Origin of the sequence: Rhodopila sp., from assembly GCF_965276935.1 — a bacterium.
Taxonomy (GTDB): domain Bacteria; phylum Pseudomonadota; class Alphaproteobacteria; order Acetobacterales; family Acetobacteraceae; genus Rhodopila.
The window spans coordinates 795,572-815,788 of record NZ_CBDIBS010000004.1; the positions used below are offsets into that span (position 1 = coordinate 795,572).

Sequence of the window (20,217 nt, forward strand, 5' to 3'; positions counted from 1 at the left end):
GGTCAGGCGGCCAGCGGATGCCGGTCCAGTCGCGGCAGGGCCTGACCGGCCTTGTCGAACAGATGGCAGGCGCCGGAATCGATGGCGAGCCGGACGGTCTCATGCGCCCGTGTCGGATCGCTACCCTCGATCTGCACCGTCAACGCCTGGTCGCTATCGGCCTTGAGATGCAGCAGGGTCAGGCCGCCGAGGCGCTCGACCAGCGTCACCGACGCGGTGACGGGCCCGGCTGGGTCGATGTGCAGGCCCTCCGGACGAATGCCGAGCGTGACGGCATCGCCGGGACGGGCGGTGCCGGCGCGCACCGGCACCGCGATGCGCTGGCCCGACGTCAGCGCAACGGTGGTCTGCGCGCCGCCGGCTTCGGCCACCTGGGCCGGCAGCATGTTCATGCGGGGCGAGCCGATGAAGCCGGCGACGAACAGGTTGGCGGGCGTGTGGTAAAGCTCGAGCGGCGAGCCGACCTGCTCGACCCGGCCGGCCTGCAGCACGACGATCTTGTCGGCCATTGTCATCGCCTCGATCTGGTCGTGCGTGACGTAGATCATCGTCGCGTTCAGCTCTTCATGCAGACGCGATAGCTCGATCCGCATCTGGCCGCGCAGCGCCGCGTCCAGATTGGACAACGGCTCGTCGAACAGGAACACCTTGGGCTGGCGCACGATCGCCCGGCCAATGGCGACGCGCTGGCGCTGTCCGCCGGACAGGTCCCTGGGGCGGCGTTCCAGGTAGGGTTCCAATTGCAGGATGCGGGCGGCCTCCTCGACCTTGCGGTCGCGTTCGGCCTTCGGCACGCGCGCCAGGCGCAGGGCGAACCCCATGTTCTGCCGCACCGTCATGTGCGGATACAGCGCGTAGGACTGGAACACCATCGCCAGGCCGCGATCCGCCGGCCCGACCTGGTTCACCCGCCTGCCGTCGATCTGCAATTCGCCGGCGGTGATCTCCTCCAGCCCCGCGATCATGCGCAGCAAGGTGGACTTGCCGCAGCCGGAGGGTCCGACGAACACCACGAACTCACGGTCGGCGATGGCGAGGTCGATGCCCTTGATGACCTCGGCGGAACCAAAGCTCTTGCGTAGGTCGCGCAGCGTCAGGGTTGCCATGGGATAGGCTCCTAAACTCTCTTTGGATCGGATAATCCACGCGCTCTGAACAGTCTGCCGGGCGCGATCATGGTCATTTTTGATCGCATGATTCACGCGCTCTCGACATTCTGCCAAGCGCGATCATGCTCATTTCACCGCGCCGAAGGTTAGGCCCTGCACGAGCTGGCGCTGGCTGAACCAGCCGAACACCAGGATCGGTGCCACCGCCATGGTCGAGGCCGCCGACAGCTTGGCGAAGAACAGTCCTTCCGGGCTGGAGAACGAGGCGATGAAGGCGGTCAGCGGCGCGGCGCCGGCCGAGGTCAGGTTCAGGCTCCAGAACGCCTCGTTCCAGCACAGGATCAGCGACAGCAGCCCGGTGGAGGCGACGCCGGGCAGGGTCAGCGGCAGCAGCAGGTGCCAGACCTCGCCCCAGGTGCGCGCGCCGTCCATGCGGCCGGCTTCCAGGATCTCATTCGGCACCTCCTTGTAGAAGGTGAACAGCATCCAGACGATGATCGGCAGGTTCATCAAGGCATAGATCATCACCAGCCCGCTGCGGGTATCCAGCAATCCGGCAGTGCGGAACAGCAGGTAGATCGGCACCAGCACGCCGACCGGCGGCAACATCTTGGTCGACAGCATCCACAGCAGGGTGCCGCGGGTTCGCTGAGTCGGGTGGAACGCCATCGCGTAAGCAGCCGGGATCGCGAACCCCAGGGCCAGCACGGTGCCGCCCCCCGAGACGACGATGCTGTTCAGCGCGAAGGTGAAGTAATTCGCCTGGGCCAGCACGTTGCGGTAGGACTCGAGCGTCGGCGAGAACAGCAGCCTGGGGCTGATCGCGTCGCCTTCCGACTTAAAGCTGGTTAGCACCATCCAGGCAATCGGGAAGAACAGCAGCAGTGCTGCCCCCCAGCCGAAGATCGCGGCGAGCAGGCGTTGCAGCGGGGTCGCACGCATCCCTACACCTCCAGTCGGCGCGCGATGCTGCGCACCAGGAAGAAGGCGACGATGTTGGCCAGGACGATGGCGACCACGCCGCCGGCCGAGGCGCCGCCGATGTCGTACTGCAGCAGCGCCCTGGCGTAGATCAGGAAGGCCAGGTTGGTGGTGGCGTTGCCCGGACCGCCGGATGTGGTGACGAAGATCTCTGCGAACACCGTCAGCAGGAAGATCGTCTCGATCATCACCACCACGCTGATGGCGCGGGACAGGTGCGGCAAGGTAATGAAGAAGAACTGCGCCACGACACCGGCGCCGTCCATGCGGGCGGCCTCGCGCTGCTCGTGATCGAGCGACTGCACCGCGGTCAGCAGGATCAGCAGCGCGAAGGGCAGCCACTCCCACGCCACGATGGCGATGACCGAAGCCAGGGGGAATTGCGCGAACCAGTCGACCGGCTGCAGTCCCACGCTGCGTGCCAGCGCGCCGAACACGCCGTAGATCGGGTGCATCAGCAGGTTCTTCCAGACCAGCGCGCTGACCGTAGGCATGACGAAGAACGGCGAGATCGCCAGCACCCGGGCGATGTTACGTCCAAGAAACGGCTGGTTGAACACCACCGCGAGCAAGGTGCCCAACACCACGGTCACGACAAGAACCGCGGCAAGCAGGATCATGGTATTTTCCAGCGACACCCAGAAATCCGGATCGGTTACCAGGTAACGGTAGTTGTCGAGGCCGGCGAACCCGCCCGTGCCAGGGTTCACCAAGTTGTAGTATTGAAACGAGAACCACAGCGTCATGACCAATGGGACGATCATCCAGGCCAGCAGAACCACTACGGACGGCAGTAGCAGCAGCCTGCCGACAGCACGCGGCATCGGCCCCAGTGCCGTGTCGGATGTCGCCGCCTCTGCGGCAGGGGTCAGGGTCGCGGACATGCCGCCTGCTACTGCCGCTTGGGGTAGCCGGATTGACGCATCGTGCGCTCGGTCGCGGACTGTGCGGCCCTAAGTGCCTGATCGACCGTGGTCTGGCCGGTCAGCGTCCCGGCGATGGTCTGGCCGACCTGGGTGCCAATGCCCTGGAATTCTGGAATGGCGGCGAATTGCGCCCCGGCATACGGCCGCGGCTGTTCGGTCTGTCCGTCCGGATTGGCGACCTCGATGGCCTTGTGGACAAACGCCGCGAAGGGCGCCGCCTTCTGGTAGTCAGGATTGTCATAGGTCGAATCGCGTGTGCCAGGCGGCACCGAGACCCATCCATTGTTCTTGGCGACGAGCTGGATGTACTCCTTGGACGTTGCCCAGGTCACGAAGGTGCGCGCCGCGTCCTTCTGCTTCGAGGTGGCGGGAATAGCAAGGTTCCAGCTCCACAGCCAGGTCGGCGCACCCTTGAAGCTGCCGGTGGGCATCGCGGCGAAGCCCACCTTGTCGGCGACGGTGGACTGTTTCTTGTCGTACAGCAGCCCGCCGGCGACGGTGGCGTCGATCCACATGCCGCAATGGCCGCTGGCGAACAGCGCCAGGTTCTCGTTGAAGCCATTCGACGTCGCTCCGGGCGGCCCATCAGCCTTCAGGATGTCATCGTAGAAGCTGACCGCCTTGTGCCACGCCGGCGTGTCGATCGCCGGCTTCCACTGCATGTTGAACCACTGGCCGCCCTCGGCATTCACCAAGGACGTGACGTAGGCCATGTTCTCGCCCCAGCCGGGCTTGCCGCGTAGGCACATGCCGTAGATCTGGTTCGGCTTGTCGGTGATTTTGTCAGCAAAGCCGCGGATTTGGTCGTAGGTCGGTGCGTCCGGCATCTTGATGCCGGCCTTGGCGAACAGATCAGTGCGGTAATAGGTCATCGCGCTCTCGCCGTAGAATGGCAGGCCATACAGCTTGCCGTCATAGGTCAGCCCGGCGCGAACCGGCTTCAGCAGATCATCAACCGCGTAGGAGGCCGGCAGGTTGTCCATCGGCGTCAGCCAGCCTTGCTTCGCCCAGATCGGCACTTCGTAGTTGCCAATCGTCAGCACGTCGAACTGGCCGGCCTTGGTGGCGATGTCCGTGGTGACACGCTGGCGCAGCACGTTTTCCTCCAGCACCACCCAGCGCAGGTGGATGTCGGGGTGCTGCTGCTCGAACTGCGTGGACAGCCGCTGCATCACCACCATGTCGCCATTGTTCACGGTTGCAATAGTGATCGTGGAATCCGCGCGGGCGATGCCGGCGCCGGTCAAGACCAGCATGGCGGCGGATACGACAGCGGTCAGGCTGCCTCGGAATGCATGAGCGATGGCACATCTCCCCATTGGCGTGTTCGATCCGCCTAGCCGTTATGGACTTGTGCAACGATCTCATTGTCCAGCGCCGCCGTCAACGCCCCTGCGCCACGGGCGGCTGGAAATCAGAAGCCGAGCGTGCCTGACGCCTCCGTCAAGGTGGCGCGGCTGCCCTTGGCGTAGAGCAAGGCAAGCCAGTGGCCGACCGGCTCGACCAGCCGCGCGTCGGTGCCGCTGGAGCCGAACAGTTGTTCGATCCGCAGCAGCGGACGCGGATCAGGGCCGCCCTCTATCGCCTTAACTCGCAACTGGTCGGCCAGCGGATGGCGTATATCGATCGGCTGCCCCTGCTCGTCGTCGCCACGCACCCGGCGCAGCCAGGCGGCCAGAGCCAGGGCCAGCAACGCCACCGGTTCCCCCGTCCGCAGCCGGTCGCGGATCGGGTCCACCAGGACATTCAGTGGCGCATCGCTGTTGACCCGCTCCACCGTGTCACGGATGGCAGGATTGGCGAATCGGTCGATCAACGTCGTCTTGTAGCCCGGCAGGTCGATGCCGGGGATCGCCGGCAAGGTCGGCCCCGTCTCCCGGTCCATCAGCGCGGCCATGTAACGCGCGATCAGGGGGTCGGCCATCGCCTGATCGATGGTGACGTAGCCGGCCAGCCGCCCCAGTCCGGCGACGGCGAGGTGGCTGGCATTGAGCAGGCGCAGCTTCATGAACTCGTACGGCGCGACGTCGTCGACGAATTGTGCCCCCACCGCCTCCCACATCGGACGGCCGGCGATGAAGCGATCCTCGATCACCCACTGGGTGAACGGTTCGCAGAACACCGGCCAGCGGTCGATGATGCCATGGGTGGCGGCCAGCGCCGCGATATCCTGCTCCGTCGTGACCGGCGTGATGCGGTCCACCATCGTGCTGGGGAAACAGCCGTTGTTCGCGATCCAGTCAGCCAGCGTGGGATCGCGCAATCCCGCCAGGGCCAGCACCGCCTGCCGCAGGATCGTGCCGTTGTGCTGGATGTTGTCGCAACTGAGGGCGGTGAATGGCAGCAGGCCCACGTCCCTGCGGCGGCGGTAGGCCTCCACGACGATGCCAATCGCGCTCGACGGCTGTTCAGGATGGACAAGGTCCTGACGGATCAGCGCATGGTCCGGGTCAAGCTGCTTGGTGGAGCGGTTCAGGCAGTAGCCATGTTCGGTCACCGTCAGGCTGATGATGCGGATGTCCGGCTGGGCAATGGTCTCCAGCAGGCCAGCGCTGGAGTCGCCCGCGAACACCACGTCGGCCAGCGAGCCGATGACCGTCACCGTCTCGTTCGTCGCATCGCGCTCCACCAACGTGTAGAGATTGTCCTGCGGCGCCAGGCTTTCCCGCATCCGGCGATCGGCCGGCATCAGGCCGGCGCCGACGATGCCCCAGGCCAGGGCGTCGGGCCGCAATTCCATCAGGTCGTGCGTGTAGCGCGCCATGTGCGCCCGGTGAAAGCCGCCCAGCCCGAGATGCACGATGCCGGGCGCGACATGCGCCGGATCGAAGCGTGGCACCCACACCGGCGACGGCAGGTGGCCGAGATTCAGGCGGTTGAGCGCGACGGGTTGCAAGATTTCCTCCCTTGGTCACGAATCTGGTAAGCTTACCGAGCCTGCGGGCATCTTCCATGTGCCCAGCCTTTCGCCCGGGAACCGTGGTCGCGCCGGTCGGGCGTCATCGCGGCGAACGCTGCATTACAATGCGTCATACACCGCCGTCTCGAACGCCTCGAACGTCTGCAAGGCCTTCTGATCGAAGAACGGTAGCACCTGCGTCGCGTAGACGCCTGCCACTTTGCGTGCCGGATCGATCCAGTAATATGTGTTAGCCAAGCCGGCCCAGGCCAGACTGCCCGCCGATCGGCCAGTTGGCAGCTTCTCCGGGTTGATCAGAAAGCTCAAGCCCCACTTCATGCCGGCAAGGAAATCCAGACTGTTCGAGGAACCGGGCATCGCGGTCTCCATTGCATTGCACCCCAGGCTGCCCATGGCATTTCGCGACATCATCGCGACCGTTTGCGGTTGCAGCACCTGGACGCCGTTAAACGTGCCGCCGTGCAGGATCATCTGAGCGAACTTCAGATAATCCGCAACCGTCGAATACAGGCCACCGCCGCCCATGTGGAACTCCGGGTCCTGCGGAAGTTCCGTATTGGTCGAAACCAGTCCATCGGGCGTGCGCACGTGGATCTTTGCCAGGCGATGGCGCTGACCCTCGCCAATCCTGAACGCGGTGTCGGTCATGCCGAGCGGCTGGAGGAGGTTGTTGTTCATGTATCCGGCTAGTTTCTGGCTTGATACGGCTTCGACCGCCTTGCCGGCCCAGTCGATCGAAATCCCGTATTCCCACTTCTCGCCAGGATCGGACACAAGGGGAAGCGCCAGCGCAGCGTTCTCGCAGGAGACGATACCCGGCGTGCCGGTCACCTCCCTGTAGCGGACAATTTCGGCATTCCAGATGTCGTAGGCAAAGCCGGCGGTGTGCGTCAGCAGGTGGCGCAAGGTGATGGCTCGCTTCGGCGCTCGCAGCCGCGGCTTGCCGTCCGCGTCGAAGCCTTCCAGCACCTGCACGCGGCCCAGCTCCGGCACAACCTCGGCGATCGAGCCATCAAGGGAAAGCCTGCCGTGCTCGACCATCTGCATCGCACAGGCGCCGGTAATCGCTTTAGTCATCGATGCGATCCAGACGACCGTATCGGCCGTCATGGGTGCGCCGGTCGCAAGATCGCGACTGCCAAAGCCGCCCTCGAAGATGACGCCATCAGTTGTGGCGGCGGCGGCGGCGACGCCCGGCACATCACCCGAGTCGGCCGCTTTACGGAGAATGTCCGTTATCCTGCTTGTGTCGACCATGATGTCCTTCTGTCCATATCAGCTTTCTGCTCTGGCCAGCGCGCCCGTGGTTGATGCGTCCCCATAGCGCAGATTCAAGCAAGCCCTGGAAGCCTGCCGCGCTCGGCTCGTGCGTCAGCTCCGGACCGCTCAAGCCGGGTTGCCCGATCGGCCCGCTGGAACAGCCGAACCAATCGGACGCGCCCGTTGTGCCGCCAGCGCGATCGCCACCTCCCGGCGTTTTTGCAGTTGCCGATCGGCCAGCACGCCCAGCAGGATGACAGTCCCCATCACCGCGAAATTCAGCGAACTCGGGATGCCCAGGATGTTGACCAGGTTCTGCAGCACCTGAAGCAATGCGGTGCCGAGAACGATGCCGAGGATCGAGCCTTCGCCACCGCGCAGGCTGCAGCCGCCAAGGACCGCGGCGGCGATGGCATATAGCTCGTAGAAATTGCCGAACGTGGAGGGCGAGACGGAGTTGGTGTAGAACACCAGGAAGATCGTCGAGATGCCGGCGAGCAGGCCACTGAGTATGTAAGCCCCGGCGATTACCACGTTTGTGCTTATACCGGAATAGCGCGCCGCTTCCTCGTTCTTGCCGACGGCGAACAGATAGCGGCCGAAGACCGACTTGTGCAGCACCACGCCCAGCACCAGCGCCACGACGATCAGGAAGATGAAGCTGTGCGGGATGCCGAGACTGCGGCCGGACGCGAGCCAGCTTAACGTGTCGGCGGCGTTGCCATAGCCGAATCCCATGGTCGAATCGTCGGTGTAATAACGTGCCGCGCCGCGATAGATCAGCAGGCCGCACAGCGTCACGATGAAGGGCTGCATGCGCGCGCGGGTGATCAGCAGCCCCTGGATCGCGCCCAGCAGCAGGCCGCCGGCCAGCACCGCCAGCAGCGCGAGCGGCCAGCCGACATTCCGGTTGGCGATCAGATCAATGAAGATCACGCCCAGCAGCGAGAACATCGAGCCAACGGAAAGATCGATCCCGCCGGTGATGATGGTCAGCCCCTCGCCGATCGAGAAGATCCCGAACAGACCGATCAGGTTGGCCATGTCCAGCAGGTTGACGCCTGACAGGAACAACGGGTTCAGGACCTCGGTGATGGCGCTGATGACCACCAGCAGCAACAGCAGGCCAAGTTCCTTCCTAGGCAGCATCAACCCGCCTCCGCCGGTTCCAGCGTCTGGCCGATCGCCAGTTGGAGCACGTTGGTTTCGCTGAAGTCCGGGCGCTGCAGAATGCCGCTGACGCGACCCTCGTGCATCACCGCGATGCGGTCGGAAACGCCGATCACCTCCTCCATGTCCGACGAGATCATCAGGATGGCGACGCCGCGATCGGCGAGTTCGCGCATCAACGCATAGATCTCGTTCTTGGCGCCTACGTCCACGCCACGCGTCGGCTCGTCGAGGATCACCAGCTTCGGCTGCATGGACAGCCACTTCGCCAGCACCACCTTCTGCTGGTTGCCGCCGGAAAGCGTCACGACCTGCGTCCCATCGCCCGGCGCGCGGATCGACAGCCGTGTTCTCTGCAAGCGCGAAACCGCTGTCTCCGAAGCCCGGTTCACCAATGAAAGCCGCGCGTAGGCCAGCAGGCTGGCGAGCGTGATGTTCTGCGCCACCGGCATCTCCAGGATCAGGCCGGAGCGCTTGCGGTCCTCCGGCACCAGATAGATGCCGTGGCGGATCGCTCGGCGTGGCGAGGCGAGGTCCACCGGCGCCCCGTCCAGCCGGACCTGACCGCTTAGGATCGGATCGATCCCGAAGACCGCCCGCGCCAGTGACGTGCGGCCGGAGCCGACCAAGCCGGCCAGTCCCAGGATTTCCCCATGGCGGATCGACAGGTTGACCTGCCGGTCCGGAAAGGCGCTGGTCGCGACGGCCGTCATGTCGCAGCCGCCGAACCGTGGTTCCGCATTGGGCGGAATGTACAGCGCCTTCAGGTCGCGCCCGATCATCAGCCGAATCATCGCGGCGTGGGTGATCGCCTCGCGCCTCAGTTCACCTGCGATGCGGCCGTCGCGCAGACAGACCACGCGGTCCGCGCAGGCCTTCACCTCGTGCAGCCGATGCGAGATATAGATGATCGACACGCCGTCCGCCCGCAGTTCCGCGATCACCCGCAGCAGCCGCTCGGTCTCGCGCAGCGTCAGGCTGGACGTCGGCTCGTCCATGATGATGACGCGCGCATCGATCGACAGCGCCTTGGCGATCTCCACCAACTGCCGCTGGGCGATCGACAGGCCCTGGATCGGCGTGTCTGGCCCGAAATCAGTCCCCAGCCGTTCCAGCAACGGTGCCACGCGGTCCCGCAAACGCCGCCGGTCCACCAACCCGAAGCGGCTCGGCTCACGCCCGATGAAAACATTCGCGGCGACATCCAGGTTGTCGAACAGATTGAGCTCCTGGTGGACGAAGGCGATGCCGGCGCGCATCGATGAGGTCACGCTGAACATCGCGCGGTCGCGCCCGTCGATGCGGATCGTGCCGGCGGTCGGCGCCACGACGCCCCCCAGCACCTTCATCAAGGTCGACTTGCCGGCGCCGTTCTCGCCAATCAGGCCCAGTACCTCGCCGCGCCCGACGCGCAGGCTGATGTCGTCCAGGGCGGTGACACCTGGATAGACCTTGGTGATCCCGACAAGTTCAAGCAGCGTATCGGACATCGGGATCGCCCCGGACCAAACCTACTTCGCCATGAGCTGCTTCATGGTGTCCTGGAACCGCGCGACGTTCGACTTGTCGATCACCTGGGTCGGGATGATGATCAGCTTGTTCTGCGGGATGAACGACCTGTCGCCGCCGATGTACTTGATCATGTCGATCATCGACTGGTAGCCGAACTCGAACGGCTGCTGCACGATGGTCGACTGGATGGTGCCGTCGGCGATGCCGCGCAGGGTCTGCGGGTCCTCATCGAACCCGACGACCTTGATCTTGCCGGCCTTTCCCGCCTCCTTCACCGCCGAGTAGATCTGCGGCGTGTTGTAGGAATACAGCCCGACCAGGCAGTCGATGCCGCCCTTCGCCAGCGCATCCTGCACGTTCGACTTGGCCTTGGCGAAATCGACGCCGTCGGTGCGGATGTCGACAATCTGGATGTTGCCGCCGGCCAGCACGTCCTTGATGCCCTGCACACGCTCCCGCGCGTTGTCCGCGTCCATCGTGCCGACGAACATCATGACCTTGCCGCCGTTCGGCAGCGCCTGCTTGATCTGCGCGCCCGCTTGCCGGCCGGCGGCGACGTTGTCGGTGCCGATGTAGACCGCCCGGTTGGACTGCGGCGCGTCGCTGTCGGTGGTGAACAGCACCGCCTTCGCCGCGACCTTGTTGAACTCCGCTGTCGAGTTCATCGGGTCGATGGCGGAGATCGAGACACCGGCGACGCCGCGTGCGAGCAGGTCATCCAGTTCCCGCCGCTGCTCCGCCGCGGTGGCCTGCCCGGTGATCACCACCTCCATGCTGTAGTCGGGATGCTCCTTCTGGGCTTTCTCGACGCCGCGCCGGGCGATGGTCCAGAAATCAGCGGCGGCGTTGGTGACCAGGGCGAGCTGCTTCCTGCTCTGCGCCATGGTCGGCGACAGGCACAGCACGACAATGCAGATACCCGCGAGCGCGCGGGCGGAGAACCGTTTCATTTGTTGTATCCCGAACGTTTCCAGCCTCGGCGAAAGCTTAACGGTCTTCGTCGGTGCCTGGCAACCGTACGGCGTCCGGGCAGCCGCATCCGCCGGATTGGGACTTGCCTGGCATTGAACGCGCTGTCCACGCCGGCGCCTGACTCGCGATTGTTCATCGTCCCGTGATCCGAGCATGCGGAATAACAGCCGGCAGCCCGTGAGAGCCAATCGTGCCTTGATGGGGGCTGGTCACCGCGAAAGATGGCGCAGCATGGGCGGGTGGCCGCCCTCTTTCAGTGCCGTATCGGGGGGTGTAACACACTATTAGAGGAGCAAGTCCATGGACATGCCGACACTGTCACGGCGGCAGGCCGCGTTCCGCACGGCGTTTCGCGCGGGCATCGCCCCGGCCTATGCCGGCTGGGCGCATGTTGCCCTGATCTATGCGCTGGGCGGCGCCGCGATCTGGTATTGCGCGCGACAGATCGGCCATCCCGTCTGGTATGAATTCCTAGTCATCCCGCTCGCCTTCTGCCTTTCCAACGCCTTTGAGTGGTGGATTCACCGCTACGTCATGCACCGCCCGGTCAAGGGCCTGATGGGCATCTACAACCGGCACACCCTGGCGCATCACCGGTTCTTCACGCATCTGGAGCCGACGATCGACAGCACACGGGACTTCCGCATCGTGTTCTTTCCGCCCTATGCGCTGGTCGCGTTCATTGTGCTGTCGCTGCCGCCGGCTGCCTTGCTGGGGGCAATTGGGTTGGCGAACGCCGGCTGGCTGCTGCTGATCACCAACGTCGCGCTGTATTTGAACTACGAGCTGTTCCACTACTGCTGTCACGTCAAGAACGACCGGCTGGTGCGGCTGATGCCACTGGTCAACTCGATCCGCCGCCATCACATTGCCCATCATGATCCGGCAATCATGATGGAGCGCAACTTCAACCTGACATACCCGGTCGCCGACTGGTTCTTCGGCACCTCCGACCTGCGCTGCGGCTTGCTGAAGCACATCTTCAACGGCTATGACTCCAGTACGCTACGTGACGACCCGCGCCGCGTGCACGGATGAGGACGGCGGGCAAGGCCAGCCTGATCGGCGGCATCGTCGTCGGGCTCGCTTGCCTGGCGCTGTGGATGGCAATCGCGCACGACCTTGGTGGCAGCACGCTGCCCTGGTTCGGCGCCGGCTGCGTCGTCGCCCTAGCCATCGGCACCTGGATCCGCCTCGCCGACCTGTAGCGCATGGCTCGGCTTCGACGCTGGCGCGGCGACGTCGTGATCCAGAGATTCACCTCATGCGCAAGGATCGCATTCCAGTGTTCGGCCGGCGTCGCGTCAGAAGACGCGCCATGACATCGCCGTTGCCTGAACCGGTGGCGCACCGGCCATGCCATTGCCTCAAGCCGCCGCCTGGACAATCCTGCCGACAACACCGGCAAGGAAACCGATCCATGTCCACCGACACGGCGGCCTTCGACTACATCGTTACAGGCGCCGGATCCGCCGGCTGTGCGGTGGCCAGTCGGCTGGCGGAGTCGGGCAAACACCGCGTCCTGCTGCTGGAAGCCGGACCGCCCGACCGCAACCCCTGGATCCACATCCCGCTTGGCTATGCCAAGACCTACGTCAATCCGGCGGTGAACTGGAAGTTCGAAACCCAGCCGCAGCCGCAGATGGCTGGCCGCAAGCTTTATCTGCCGCGCGGCAAGACACTCGGCGGCTCCAGCTCCATCAACGGCATGGTCTACATTCGCGGCCATCATCGCGACTACGACGAATGGCGCCAGCGCGGCTGCGTCGGCTGGGACTGGGATCAGGTGCTGCCGTTCTTCAAGAAAGCCGAGAACCAGACGCGCGGCGCCGATGCCTTCCATGGCGTCGGCGGCCCGTTGCAGGTCTCCGACCAGGCGGAGCAGGGCGAACTGTCGCGCGCCATGCTGCAAGCTTGCGTGCAGGCGGGGATTCCGCCCAACCCCGACTTCAACGGCGCGCAACAGGAAGGCTGCGGCTACTACCAGACCACCACCAGCAACAGACGCCGCTGGAGTGCGGCGAAAGCCTATCTGAGCAACCCGCCGAACAATCTGGTGATCCAGACCGGAGCACACGCGACTCGCGTCGTAATCGACCACGGCAGAGCGGTCGGTGTGGAATACCAGACGACGGTGGGACGCAAAATCAGCCGAGCGCGGCAGGAGGTGATTGTCTCGGGCGGTGCCTATGGCTCGCCGCAACTGCTGCTGCTGTCCGGGCTGGGGCCGGCGCAGCATCTTCAGGACATTGGCATCCCAGTGCTGCGCGACATGCCGGCGGTGGGCGCCAACCTGCATGACCATTTCAACACCACGGTCAGTTGGCGCTGTAGCCGGCCAATCACGCTGAACGATCTGCAAAACAGCGCGCTGCGCAAGGCCGCGGCGGGCGTTCGCTACGCGCTGTTCCGCTCCGGCCCGATGGCGAGCAACGGGATCACCGCCGGCCTGTTCACCCGATCCGATGTTCGGCTGGAACGACCCGACATCCAGGTCAACCTGTTCGAGTGGAGCACCAGGGAACGCACCCGCGACAGGGTCACGCCGCACGACTTCCCCGGCTTCAGCATGACCCCTGTGCATCTGCGGCCCGACGGACGCGGAACGGTGCGGCTGGGCAGCCCCGACCCGTTCGCCCCGCCCGCAGTGCTGTTCGACTACCTGCGCACCGACTACGACATCCGGACCGCGCTGGCGGGCATCCGCCTGGTGCGCCGGATCGCTGAGCAACCGGCCTTGCGCCCGTACGTGGTGAACGAGATCCTGCCCGGATCGCCAATCAATAGCGACGCGGATGTGCTGGAGTACGTGCGGCAGACCGGTGTATCGAACCAGCATCCGACCAGTTCCTGCGCCATGGGGACCGGGCCGAACACGGTCGTCGATCCGCGCCTGCGCGTGCACGGGGTTGACGGCCTCAGAGTCGCCGACGCCTCGATCATGCCGGTCGCTGTTGGTGGCAACACCAACGCGCCGACAATCATGATCGGCGAGAAGGCGGCGACGATGATCCTGCAGGACGCGAAGGCGGCAACTGCTTCGCTCGCGGCGTAACGCGGCAGCGGGAACAAAGCGGCGGAACCTCATCGCGTCCGTGGATCATGCCTAATCTATTTCCGCATCCTCCGAGACGCTGCCCACCCGGACGACACCGCCAATACCGGCCAGTCGTGCGATCAAATGAGAGACAGGTCTCTTGCCTTTCACCTGCATACTGAGGCTGACGATACCTTTCGCGGGTCGTTCGGGTTCGGCCCCTTCCAGATCGGCCAGATCCTCCGATTCCTCACGAACGCCCGTCAGGCCACTTTCGCGTTCCACGTCCACATGGTCGACAGCGAACCGAAGCTGCGTGCACGCCACCAGAATGGTCTGCAACAGGCCACGCCCCGCCTGATAGGAAATCCGCAGTCTTGTCGTGGCCCGCCGCTGTCGCGGCAGGTATCGAAGCAGCTTGGGAAAGACGAACATGATGATGAAGTGGCCAATCGTCGTCGCGACGGCCAAAACCGGCAGTCCAGCGCCGCAGGCCATGCCAAGCGCGGCGGTAAGCCAAACCGATGCTGCCGTCGTCAGTCCGCGCACGATGTCGCGGCGCATGAAGATGACGCCGCCGCCGATAAAGCCGATACCGGAGACAATCTGGGCCGCGACACGAGAGGGATCGACCACGACCCGGCCGTTTTCCAGCACGTCCATGAACCCGTATTTCGAGATAAGCATGAACAAGGCTGCCGATACGCCGACAAGAGTATAGGTCCTAAGGCCGGCGCTCTTGTTGCGAATCTCGCGCTCCAGCCCGACTAAGGCGGACAGCACAAAGGCCAGTGTCAGTTCTTTGAGCTGCAACCAGCCCTGTCCGGTCAAATCCAGCAAACCCGACATTCGCCCATTCCCGTTTACCGGCAAAAGGCTACCCGTTATGGCCGAGTTGTGACATGCACGGCTTCGATGGGCGGTGATTCGGTCAGGCAGCACCATGCCGCACCCCCCTCATCTGTCGAACGACAGGTGAAACGGCCCGACCGATCTTCCAACCCTTCGATTGCCAACACGTTCATCCCGCGCGATCTTGTCCGAAACAAGCTTGGGGACAGGACATGGCGGCCGAAGCGGACACCTACGACTTCATCGTCACTGGCGCCGGCTCCGCCGGCTGCGTCCTGGCTGCTCGTTTGTCCGAGTCCGGCCGCTACCGTGTGCTGCTGCTGGAAGCTGGCGGCAAGGACACCAACCCCTGGATCCATGTGCCGATGGGCTACGCCAAGACCTTCGTTGATCCAAAGGTCAACTGGATGTTCGAGAGCGAGCCGGAGAAGGAGCTGAACAACCGCACCATGTACCAGCCGCGCGGCAAGGTGCTGGGCGGCACCAGTTCCATTAACGGCATGATCTACATGCGTGGCAACGCAGCCGACTACGACCAGTGGCGGCAACTCGGCAACGCAGGCTGGGACTACGATTCGGTGCTGCCGTATTTCCGCAAGGCCGAGGACAATGAACGCGGCGCCGACGCGCACCATGGCGCCGGCGGACCGTTGCGGGTGTCAAATCAGCCATATGACTGGGAGATCGCCAAGGCGCTGCTGGAAGCCTGCCAGCAGGCCGGCATCCCGCCCAACCCCGACTTCAACGGTGCTCGGCAGGAAGGCTGTGGCTACTACCAGACCACCACGAAGGACCGGCGCCGCTGGAGCACCGCCGCAGCCTATCTGCGGGTGGCGAAAAACCGGCCGAACCTGGTGATCAAGACCGGCGCGCACGCCACCCGCCTGCTGTTCACGCAAGGCCGAGCATCCGGGGTGGAGTTCATAACGGGGCGCGGACGCGAAACCGCCGATGCGGGGCGGGAGGTGATCGTTTCGGGTGGCGCCTACGGCTCACCGCAGTTGCTGCTGCTGTCTGGGATTGGTCCGGCGCAGCACCTGGCGGATACTGGCATCGAGGTGGTGCGGGACCTGCCAGGTGTCGGCTCGAACCTGCAGGACCACTTTAACACCTTCTGCACCTATCGCATCGCGAAGAACCTGTCGCTGAACGCGCTGCAGTACAGCCTGCCGCACCGGCTGGTGGCGGGGGCGCGTTACCTGTTCCTCCGCTCCGGCCCGATGTCGGGAAATGGCCTGTATGTTGGGGCGCTGGTACGCAGCGACAAGCGTCTGGACCGGCCGGACCTGCAGATGAACATCTCCGCTTGGAGCACGATCGACCGCACCCGCGCCGGGATCATTTCCCATCCGCATCCCGGCATCTCGATCAGCCCGGTGCATCTGGCGCCCGAGGGTCGCGGCACGGTGCGCCTGAAGACCAACGATCCGCTGGCGCCCCCCGAGATCAAGTTCAATTTCCTTCGGTCGGAGAACGACATGCGGGTGATGATCGCCGGCGTGCGGATAGCCCGCAGCATCGTCCGCCAGCAGGCCATGCAAAAGCTGATCGTGGAGGAAACCGCGCCCGGCGTCGCGACCTGCACGGATGAGGAGATCGCCGCCGATGTTCGCCGGCGTGGCGTGTCGAACCTGCATCCGGTGGGAAGCTGCGGCATGGGGCACGGACCGATGGCAGTGGTCGATTCACGGCTGCGGGTGCATGGGGTGCCAGGACTACGCGTGGTGGATGCCTCGATCATGCCGGTGATCGTCGCCGGCAACACCAACGCGCCAACCATCATGATCGCGGAGAAGGCAGCGGAAATGATCCAACAGGATGATCAAGCGGCGGCATGAAGGTTAGAGCCATTTCTAATCATGTTGCACCAATTCGTCATCGCCACGCGACCGAGCACGCAAGGGAGGATTGCCCCGGCCATCGGCTTCAGGCCGTTGATGCTAAAAATAGTTAGGACGAGACCAGCCATGACGAGTTGAAGTTGAAACGGCCTGATCGCAAGCCGCTTTCAAGCTGACTATGCGGCCTGAAAAAAGTCTGACCCTTTATGTGATTGCATATGTTATTTTCTCGAACGTCCCGTCTGCACGATGATGCTCTACGCCGCGTCGTGGAAAATCAGGCCCAGCGTGTGCCGCTGGCCGGAGCGGATGCGGCTCACGCCATGCCGCATGGTCAGGCGATATGCGCCGCGCGTGCCGAGCCCGGGCCGATGATGTACCGGAAAGATCACCGCCTCCCCCTGGCGAAGCGGCACCACCGCCGGGCGTGACTGTGCCCTGGGACGCTGCTCCACCAGGATGAACTCGCCACCGGTGAAATCCTTATCTGGCGCGTTGAGCAGCACAGTTGCCTGCAGCGGAAACACCATCTCGCCATACAGATCCTGATGCAGGCAATTGAACCCGCCGGGGCCGTAGCGCAGCAACAGCGGCGTCGCGCGCGTCTGTCCGGCGGCGTGGCATCGTGCGAGGTAGTCCTGTAGCCGCGATGGAAAAACCTCGGGTTCGCCTAACATCCGCCGCCAGGCATTGGCCACGACGGCTAGCGGCGGATAGAGTGCTTCCCTCAGCGCGCTGACAGGTTCAGGCAGATCATAGCCGAAATACTTGTACTCGCCGCGGCCATAGGCATGATGCTCCATCACCACCCGCTTGCGGAATGGTGCATCGAGGTCATACAGCGCCGCCAACTCGCGGCAGCCATCGGGCGGCAACAGCATCCGGGTGGCGAAGCCCTCGGCCGCCAGATCGTCGACCAATGTCTCGGCACTGATGGGTGGAATGTCGATTGTTCGCATAGAGGCATCATAGCGGATTTGCGTGCTCAGGCATCCTGGTTGGTGCTCTGGTCCGTTGCCCGATAACGGCTGCAAATCAGGCACGGGTCGCTGACCCCGTGATGACGAACAAAGCAGGCTGTGACGAAAGGCACAAAAGCCGCCTGCGGAATACGATTTTGACGATGATGACGCCTGCCCCTCCCTTGCGTGCTCGGGAGCCCACGATGACGTTCAAAGCATGGTGCGCCACTGCAAACAGCACGTTTCGTCATGAACAAGCATGTCGTAACGGCCAGCGCGTGAGCGTGTGTCCCGCCTTACATTCGGACAAGAATGGCATTATCGTCCAAGTTCAATGCTCAAGGCAGCGGTCAGCCGACCCAACGGTTCATCCCAAGCGCCTGGTCTTTGCTGGCGGAACAGCCGAGCCGAGGGATACCAGAGGCTGTCGTCACGGTTGAGTAACCAGCGCCAGTCGGCGGCTTTCGGAATTAGGATCCAGACTGGTTTTCCCAAGGCACCAGCCAAATGCGCCGTGCCGGTATCTACGGTTACGACAAGGTCCAAGTTCTCGACCAGAGCCGCCGTCTCTCCAAAGTCCGTCATCTCCCCGGATAAGTCGGTCATACCTGGAAACAACGGCATGGCCGCAGTGTCCCCGGACGGCACCGGCTTCTGCAAGGACACGAATGCGGCGGGTCCCGCGGCGGCGATCGGTGACAGCAGGGACAGCGGCACGGAGCGGCGGCGATCGTTCGGATGCGTTGGCCGGCCGGTCCAGGCCAGACCGATACGCTTGCGCCCGGCCGGCAGCATCGCATCGAGCCGGGTCCGCCAGTGGGCGATACGCGCCGGGTCAGCTTTCAGGTATGGGATCTGCGCCGGAATTGAGCCGACCCTCGTATGAAACAGATAGGGGAGACTGGACAACCGGCAATGCACGGCGTGGTTCGGCACGTCGTCCCATCGATGGAAATATCCTGCCACGCCGGGAATTTTGCTCAGCAGCGGTTCCATTTCGGCACTGCAACCCATGATCAGTTCCTGGCACCGTTCCGCCACCAGCGGAATATAACGGGCGAACTGAATCGTGTCGCCGTAACCTTGGTCACCAACCAGCAGCAGCCGTCCGTTCGGAATGCGCATGCCGTTCCAGGGCGCCGAGGTCATTGCCGGCATGGTGACCTTGCCCGCCTCAGTCATGTTCCGCCACTCATATTCCAGCCAGCCCGGATCGAAATCACCCTGCGCCAGAAGAGCTTGCGCCAGCGCCAGATGCGCATCGGCGTGATCGTGCTTCAAGCCCAGCGCGCGCAGCAGACAAATCCTCGCGCGCTCCCGGTCATCCGCATCCATAAGGATCAGCGACAGGTTGACTAGATGCTCGGCGTTGTTCGGGTCGAGACGAACCGCCTCCTGCCCCATGGCCAAAGCTTCCTCGATACGATAGGTCATGCGGCAAAGCGAGCTGAGGTGCGCATACCAGGTGGCGTTGCCAGGCCGAACGTTGATCGCACGGCGGAGCAGTCCGACGCTGCGGTCCAGGTCGCCCGACATCGCGGCTATGATGCCTTGCAGCGCGAGCGCAGCGGGATGGTCGGGAACCGTGGAGAGCACATCGGCGCAGATGCCGGCTGCCTCATTCAACCGCTTTGCCTGCGCAGCCGCCTGGGCGCGAACCAGTGCCTGTTCCGCGGTCTCACCGCCAGCCACATCTGGCACGGCGGCGGGTTTGGTCGCGGCTTGTGTGGTTGCAGCGGTTCCGCTCGGCATCTCGTTCCCGCCGGGCCGTTGGCCAGCCTTGATTGCGCTCATGCAAGCGAAATTGCCCTGCCCGAGGGCTTGGCGGCAAGGGAGAAGACGTCCAGATCGTGCCAGCTTATCATTTCCGCGGCACGTTCGCGCTGGATCACGACCGAATCTTGACGAAGGTGCCGCGAGCGGCTTACACCGCGCCCCTTGATGGCGGGCGTAGCTCAGTTGGTAGAGCGCCAGGTTGTGGTCTTGGATGCCGTGGGTTCGAGCCCCATCGCTCGCCCCATCCCCTTCTCGTGACGAACCGTTGCAAGAAAGTGTTCCGGATCGGCGCCGTTATTCTTGCGGGCGGTCAGGCTCGGCGGATGGGCGGCGGCGACAAGACCCTGCTGACGCTGGGCGACCAACCAATGCTGGCCGCTGTTATCAAGGTTTTGGATGTTCCCGCTGTCGCCATCAGCGCCAATGGCGATCCCGCGCGGTTCGCGCGATTTGGCCTGCCGGTACTGCCGGACGGCATGTTCGCCGGTGAGGGACCGTTGGCAGGTGTGTTGGCGGGATTGAATTGGGCCGCCTCGGTCGGCATGACGGCGTTGTTGACGGTTCCCGGAGATACGCCGTTTCTGCCGGAGGGACTTGCCAAGCGTCTGGTGCCGGCGCCGAGGTGCGCGGCCAGCGGTGGCCGGCGGCACCATCTGGTTTCGCTCTGGCCGGTGGCATGCCGCAAACACCTTTCGCAAATCTTGTCGGTGCCCGGAAGACGAGACGTTGCGTCTTTTGCGGCACTCATTGGTATGCGTTACATTGATTTTCCGGTGCGATCACCGGATCCCTTCGCTAATGTAAATACGCCTGACGATCTTGCCCAAGCACGCTCAATCCTGGGCGGTCTCTATAACACCCCGCCAGGCATTGACTAATCCGGCGGCAAGGATAATGGG

The 20,217-nt window shown here is 64.2% G+C and carries 17 protein-coding genes and 1 tRNA gene; 6 read left to right on the plus strand and 12 right to left on the minus strand.

The genetic code is table 11. The features are described from left to right. Positions 1-2 precede the first annotated feature (2 nt). From ACQY4S_RS19955 to ACQY4S_RS19995, 9 genes are all read right to left on the minus strand, one after another. Positions 3-1,106, minus strand: coding sequence for an ABC transporter ATP-binding protein (locus ACQY4S_RS19955; RefSeq protein WP_428486959.1), 1,104 nt, complete (start codon positions 1,104-1,106; stop codon positions 3-5). Positions 1,107-1,235: 129 nt separating this feature from the next. Then, positions 1,236-2,051 (minus strand): carbohydrate ABC transporter permease, encoded by an 816-nt coding sequence (locus tag ACQY4S_RS19960; protein ID WP_428486960.1) that lies wholly within the window; start codon positions 2,049-2,051, stop codon positions 1,236-1,238. Between the two features lie 2 nt (positions 2,052-2,053). Beyond that, on the minus strand, positions 2,054-2,914 hold the full coding sequence (locus tag ACQY4S_RS19965) for a carbohydrate ABC transporter permease (protein WP_428488461.1): 861 nt from the start codon (positions 2,912-2,914) through the stop codon (positions 2,054-2,056). Between the two features lie 68 nt (positions 2,915-2,982). Further along, complete coding sequence (locus ACQY4S_RS19970) at positions 2,983-4,272, minus strand: ABC transporter substrate-binding protein (protein ID WP_428486961.1); 1,290 nt, start codon at positions 4,270-4,272, stop codon at positions 2,983-2,985. Between the two features lie 158 nt (positions 4,273-4,430). Beyond that, positions 4,431-5,912, minus strand: a complete 1,482-nt coding sequence (locus ACQY4S_RS19975; RefSeq protein WP_428486962.1) for a mannitol dehydrogenase family protein — start codon at positions 5,910-5,912, stop codon at positions 4,431-4,433. 123 nt (positions 5,913-6,035) lie between these two features. Beyond that, entirely contained in the window at positions 6,036-7,193 is a 1,158-nt protein-coding gene (locus tag ACQY4S_RS19980; protein WP_428486963.1) for a serine hydrolase domain-containing protein, read from the minus strand. A gap of 129 nt (positions 7,194-7,322) precedes the next feature. After that, a complete protein-coding gene (locus ACQY4S_RS19985) occupies positions 7,323-8,345 on the minus strand; it encodes an ABC transporter permease (protein WP_428486964.1) in 1,023 nt (340 codons plus the stop codon). Next, complete coding sequence (locus tag ACQY4S_RS19990; protein ID WP_428486965.1) at positions 8,345-9,856, minus strand: sugar ABC transporter ATP-binding protein; 1,512 nt, start codon at positions 9,854-9,856, stop codon at positions 8,345-8,347. Before ACQY4S_RS19990 ends, ACQY4S_RS19985 begins: the two co-directional genes overlap by 1 nt. A 21-nt stretch (positions 9,857-9,877) precedes the next feature. Then, positions 9,878-10,828 carry a sugar-binding protein gene (locus ACQY4S_RS19995; protein ID WP_428486966.1) on the minus strand — a complete coding sequence of 317 codons (951 nt, stop codon included), beginning with the start codon at positions 10,826-10,828 and terminating at the stop codon, positions 9,878-9,880. 322 nt (positions 10,829-11,150) lie between these two features. Here ACQY4S_RS19995 and ACQY4S_RS20000 point away from each other — a divergent pair, with 322 nt between their 5' ends. From ACQY4S_RS20000 to ACQY4S_RS20010, 3 genes are all read left to right on the plus strand, one after another. Beyond that, complete coding sequence (locus ACQY4S_RS20000) at positions 11,151-11,888, plus strand: sterol desaturase family protein (protein ID WP_428486967.1); 738 nt, start codon at positions 11,151-11,153, stop codon at positions 11,886-11,888. Beyond that, positions 11,885-12,058, plus strand: a complete 174-nt coding sequence (locus ACQY4S_RS20005; RefSeq protein ID WP_428486968.1) for a hypothetical protein — start codon at positions 11,885-11,887, stop codon at positions 12,056-12,058. The genes ACQY4S_RS20000 and ACQY4S_RS20005 overlap by 4 nt, the downstream gene beginning before the upstream one ends. A 212-nt stretch (positions 12,059-12,270) precedes the next feature. Next, on the plus strand, positions 12,271-13,905 hold the full coding sequence (locus tag ACQY4S_RS20010; protein ID WP_428486969.1) for a GMC family oxidoreductase: 1,635 nt from the start codon (positions 12,271-12,273) through the stop codon (positions 13,903-13,905). A gap of 51 nt (positions 13,906-13,956) precedes the next feature. Here the strand turns inward: ACQY4S_RS20010 and ACQY4S_RS20015 are convergent, their stop codons facing one another. Continuing rightward, positions 13,957-14,736: an MgtC/SapB family protein gene (locus tag ACQY4S_RS20015; protein ID WP_428486970.1), complete on the minus strand. Its 780-nt coding sequence runs from the start codon at positions 14,734-14,736 to the stop codon at positions 13,957-13,959. 215 nt (positions 14,737-14,951) lie between these two features. Here ACQY4S_RS20015 and ACQY4S_RS20020 point away from each other — a divergent pair, with 215 nt between their 5' ends. Beyond that, positions 14,952-16,577, plus strand: coding sequence for a GMC family oxidoreductase (locus ACQY4S_RS20020; RefSeq protein ID WP_428486971.1), 1,626 nt, complete (start codon positions 14,952-14,954; stop codon positions 16,575-16,577). A 260-nt stretch (positions 16,578-16,837) separates the two neighbouring features. Here ACQY4S_RS20020 and ACQY4S_RS20025 read toward each other — a convergent pair whose 3' ends face one another. Together ACQY4S_RS20025 and ACQY4S_RS20030 are read right to left on the minus strand one after the other, a co-directional pair. After that, positions 16,838-17,539: a 2OG-Fe(II) oxygenase gene (locus ACQY4S_RS20025; protein ID WP_428486972.1), complete on the minus strand. Its 702-nt coding sequence runs from the start codon at positions 17,537-17,539 to the stop codon at positions 16,838-16,840. A gap of 321 nt (positions 17,540-17,860) precedes the next feature. After that, positions 17,861-19,336, minus strand: a complete 1,476-nt coding sequence (locus ACQY4S_RS20030; protein WP_428486973.1) for a tetratricopeptide repeat protein — start codon at positions 19,334-19,336, stop codon at positions 17,861-17,863. Positions 19,337-19,486: 150 nt separating this feature from the next. Between ACQY4S_RS20030 and ACQY4S_RS20035 the strand changes: the two genes are divergently transcribed. After that, positions 19,487-19,562 (plus strand) — tRNA-His (locus ACQY4S_RS20035). A 31-nt stretch (positions 19,563-19,593) separates the two neighbouring features. Further along, on the plus strand, positions 19,594-20,196 hold the full coding sequence (gene mobA / locus ACQY4S_RS20040) for a molybdenum cofactor guanylyltransferase MobA (RefSeq protein ID WP_428488462.1): 603 nt from the start codon (positions 19,594-19,596) through the stop codon (positions 20,194-20,196). Positions 20,197-20,217: the final 21 nt, after the last annotated feature.

Excerpts from the sequence above, each read along its gene's own strand:
- ACQY4S_RS19965 (WP_428488461.1), bottom strand. The coding sequence starts at position 2,914 with ATGCCGCGTGCTGTCGGCAGGCTGCTGCTACTGCCGTCCGTAGTGGTT.
- ACQY4S_RS20010 (WP_428486969.1), top strand. The coding sequence starts at position 12,271 with ATGTCCACCGACACGGCGGCCTTCGACTACATCGTTACAGGCGCCGGA.
- ACQY4S_RS19970 (WP_428486961.1), bottom strand. The coding sequence starts at position 4,272 with ATGCTGGTCTTGACCGGCGCCGGCATCGCCCGCGCGGATTCCACGATC.
- ACQY4S_RS19995 (WP_428486966.1), bottom strand. The coding sequence starts at position 10,828 with ATGAAACGGTTCTCCGCCCGCGCGCTCGCGGGTATCTGCATTGTCGTG.
- ACQY4S_RS19980 (WP_428486963.1), bottom strand. The coding sequence starts at position 7,193 with ATGGTCGACACAAGCAGGATAACGGACATTCTCCGTAAAGCGGCCGAC.
- ACQY4S_RS20025 (WP_428486972.1), bottom strand. The coding sequence starts at position 17,539 with ATGCGAACAATCGACATTCCACCCATCAGTGCCGAGACATTGGTCGAC.
- ACQY4S_RS19990 (WP_428486965.1), bottom strand. The coding sequence starts at position 9,856 with ATGTCCGATACGCTGCTTGAACTTGTCGGGATCACCAAGGTCTATCCA.
- ACQY4S_RS20015 (WP_428486970.1), bottom strand. The coding sequence starts at position 14,736 with ATGTCGGGTTTGCTGGATTTGACCGGACAGGGCTGGTTGCAGCTCAAA.
- ACQY4S_RS20030 (WP_428486973.1), bottom strand. The coding sequence starts at position 19,336 with ATGAGCGCAATCAAGGCTGGCCAACGGCCCGGCGGGAACGAGATGCCG.
- ACQY4S_RS19985 (WP_428486964.1), bottom strand. The coding sequence starts at position 8,345 with ATGCTGCCTAGGAAGGAACTTGGCCTGCTGTTGCTGCTGGTGGTCATC.
- ACQY4S_RS19955 (WP_428486959.1), bottom strand. The coding sequence starts at position 1,106 with ATGGCAACCCTGACGCTGCGCGACCTACGCAAGAGCTTTGGTTCCGCC.
- ACQY4S_RS19960 (WP_428486960.1), bottom strand. The coding sequence starts at position 2,051 with ATGCGTGCGACCCCGCTGCAACGCCTGCTCGCCGCGATCTTCGGCTGG.
- ACQY4S_RS20005 (WP_428486968.1), top strand. The coding sequence starts at position 11,885 with ATGAGGACGGCGGGCAAGGCCAGCCTGATCGGCGGCATCGTCGTCGGG.
- ACQY4S_RS20000 (WP_428486967.1), top strand. The coding sequence starts at position 11,151 with ATGGACATGCCGACACTGTCACGGCGGCAGGCCGCGTTCCGCACGGCG.
- ACQY4S_RS20020 (WP_428486971.1), top strand. The coding sequence starts at position 14,952 with ATGGCGGCCGAAGCGGACACCTACGACTTCATCGTCACTGGCGCCGGC.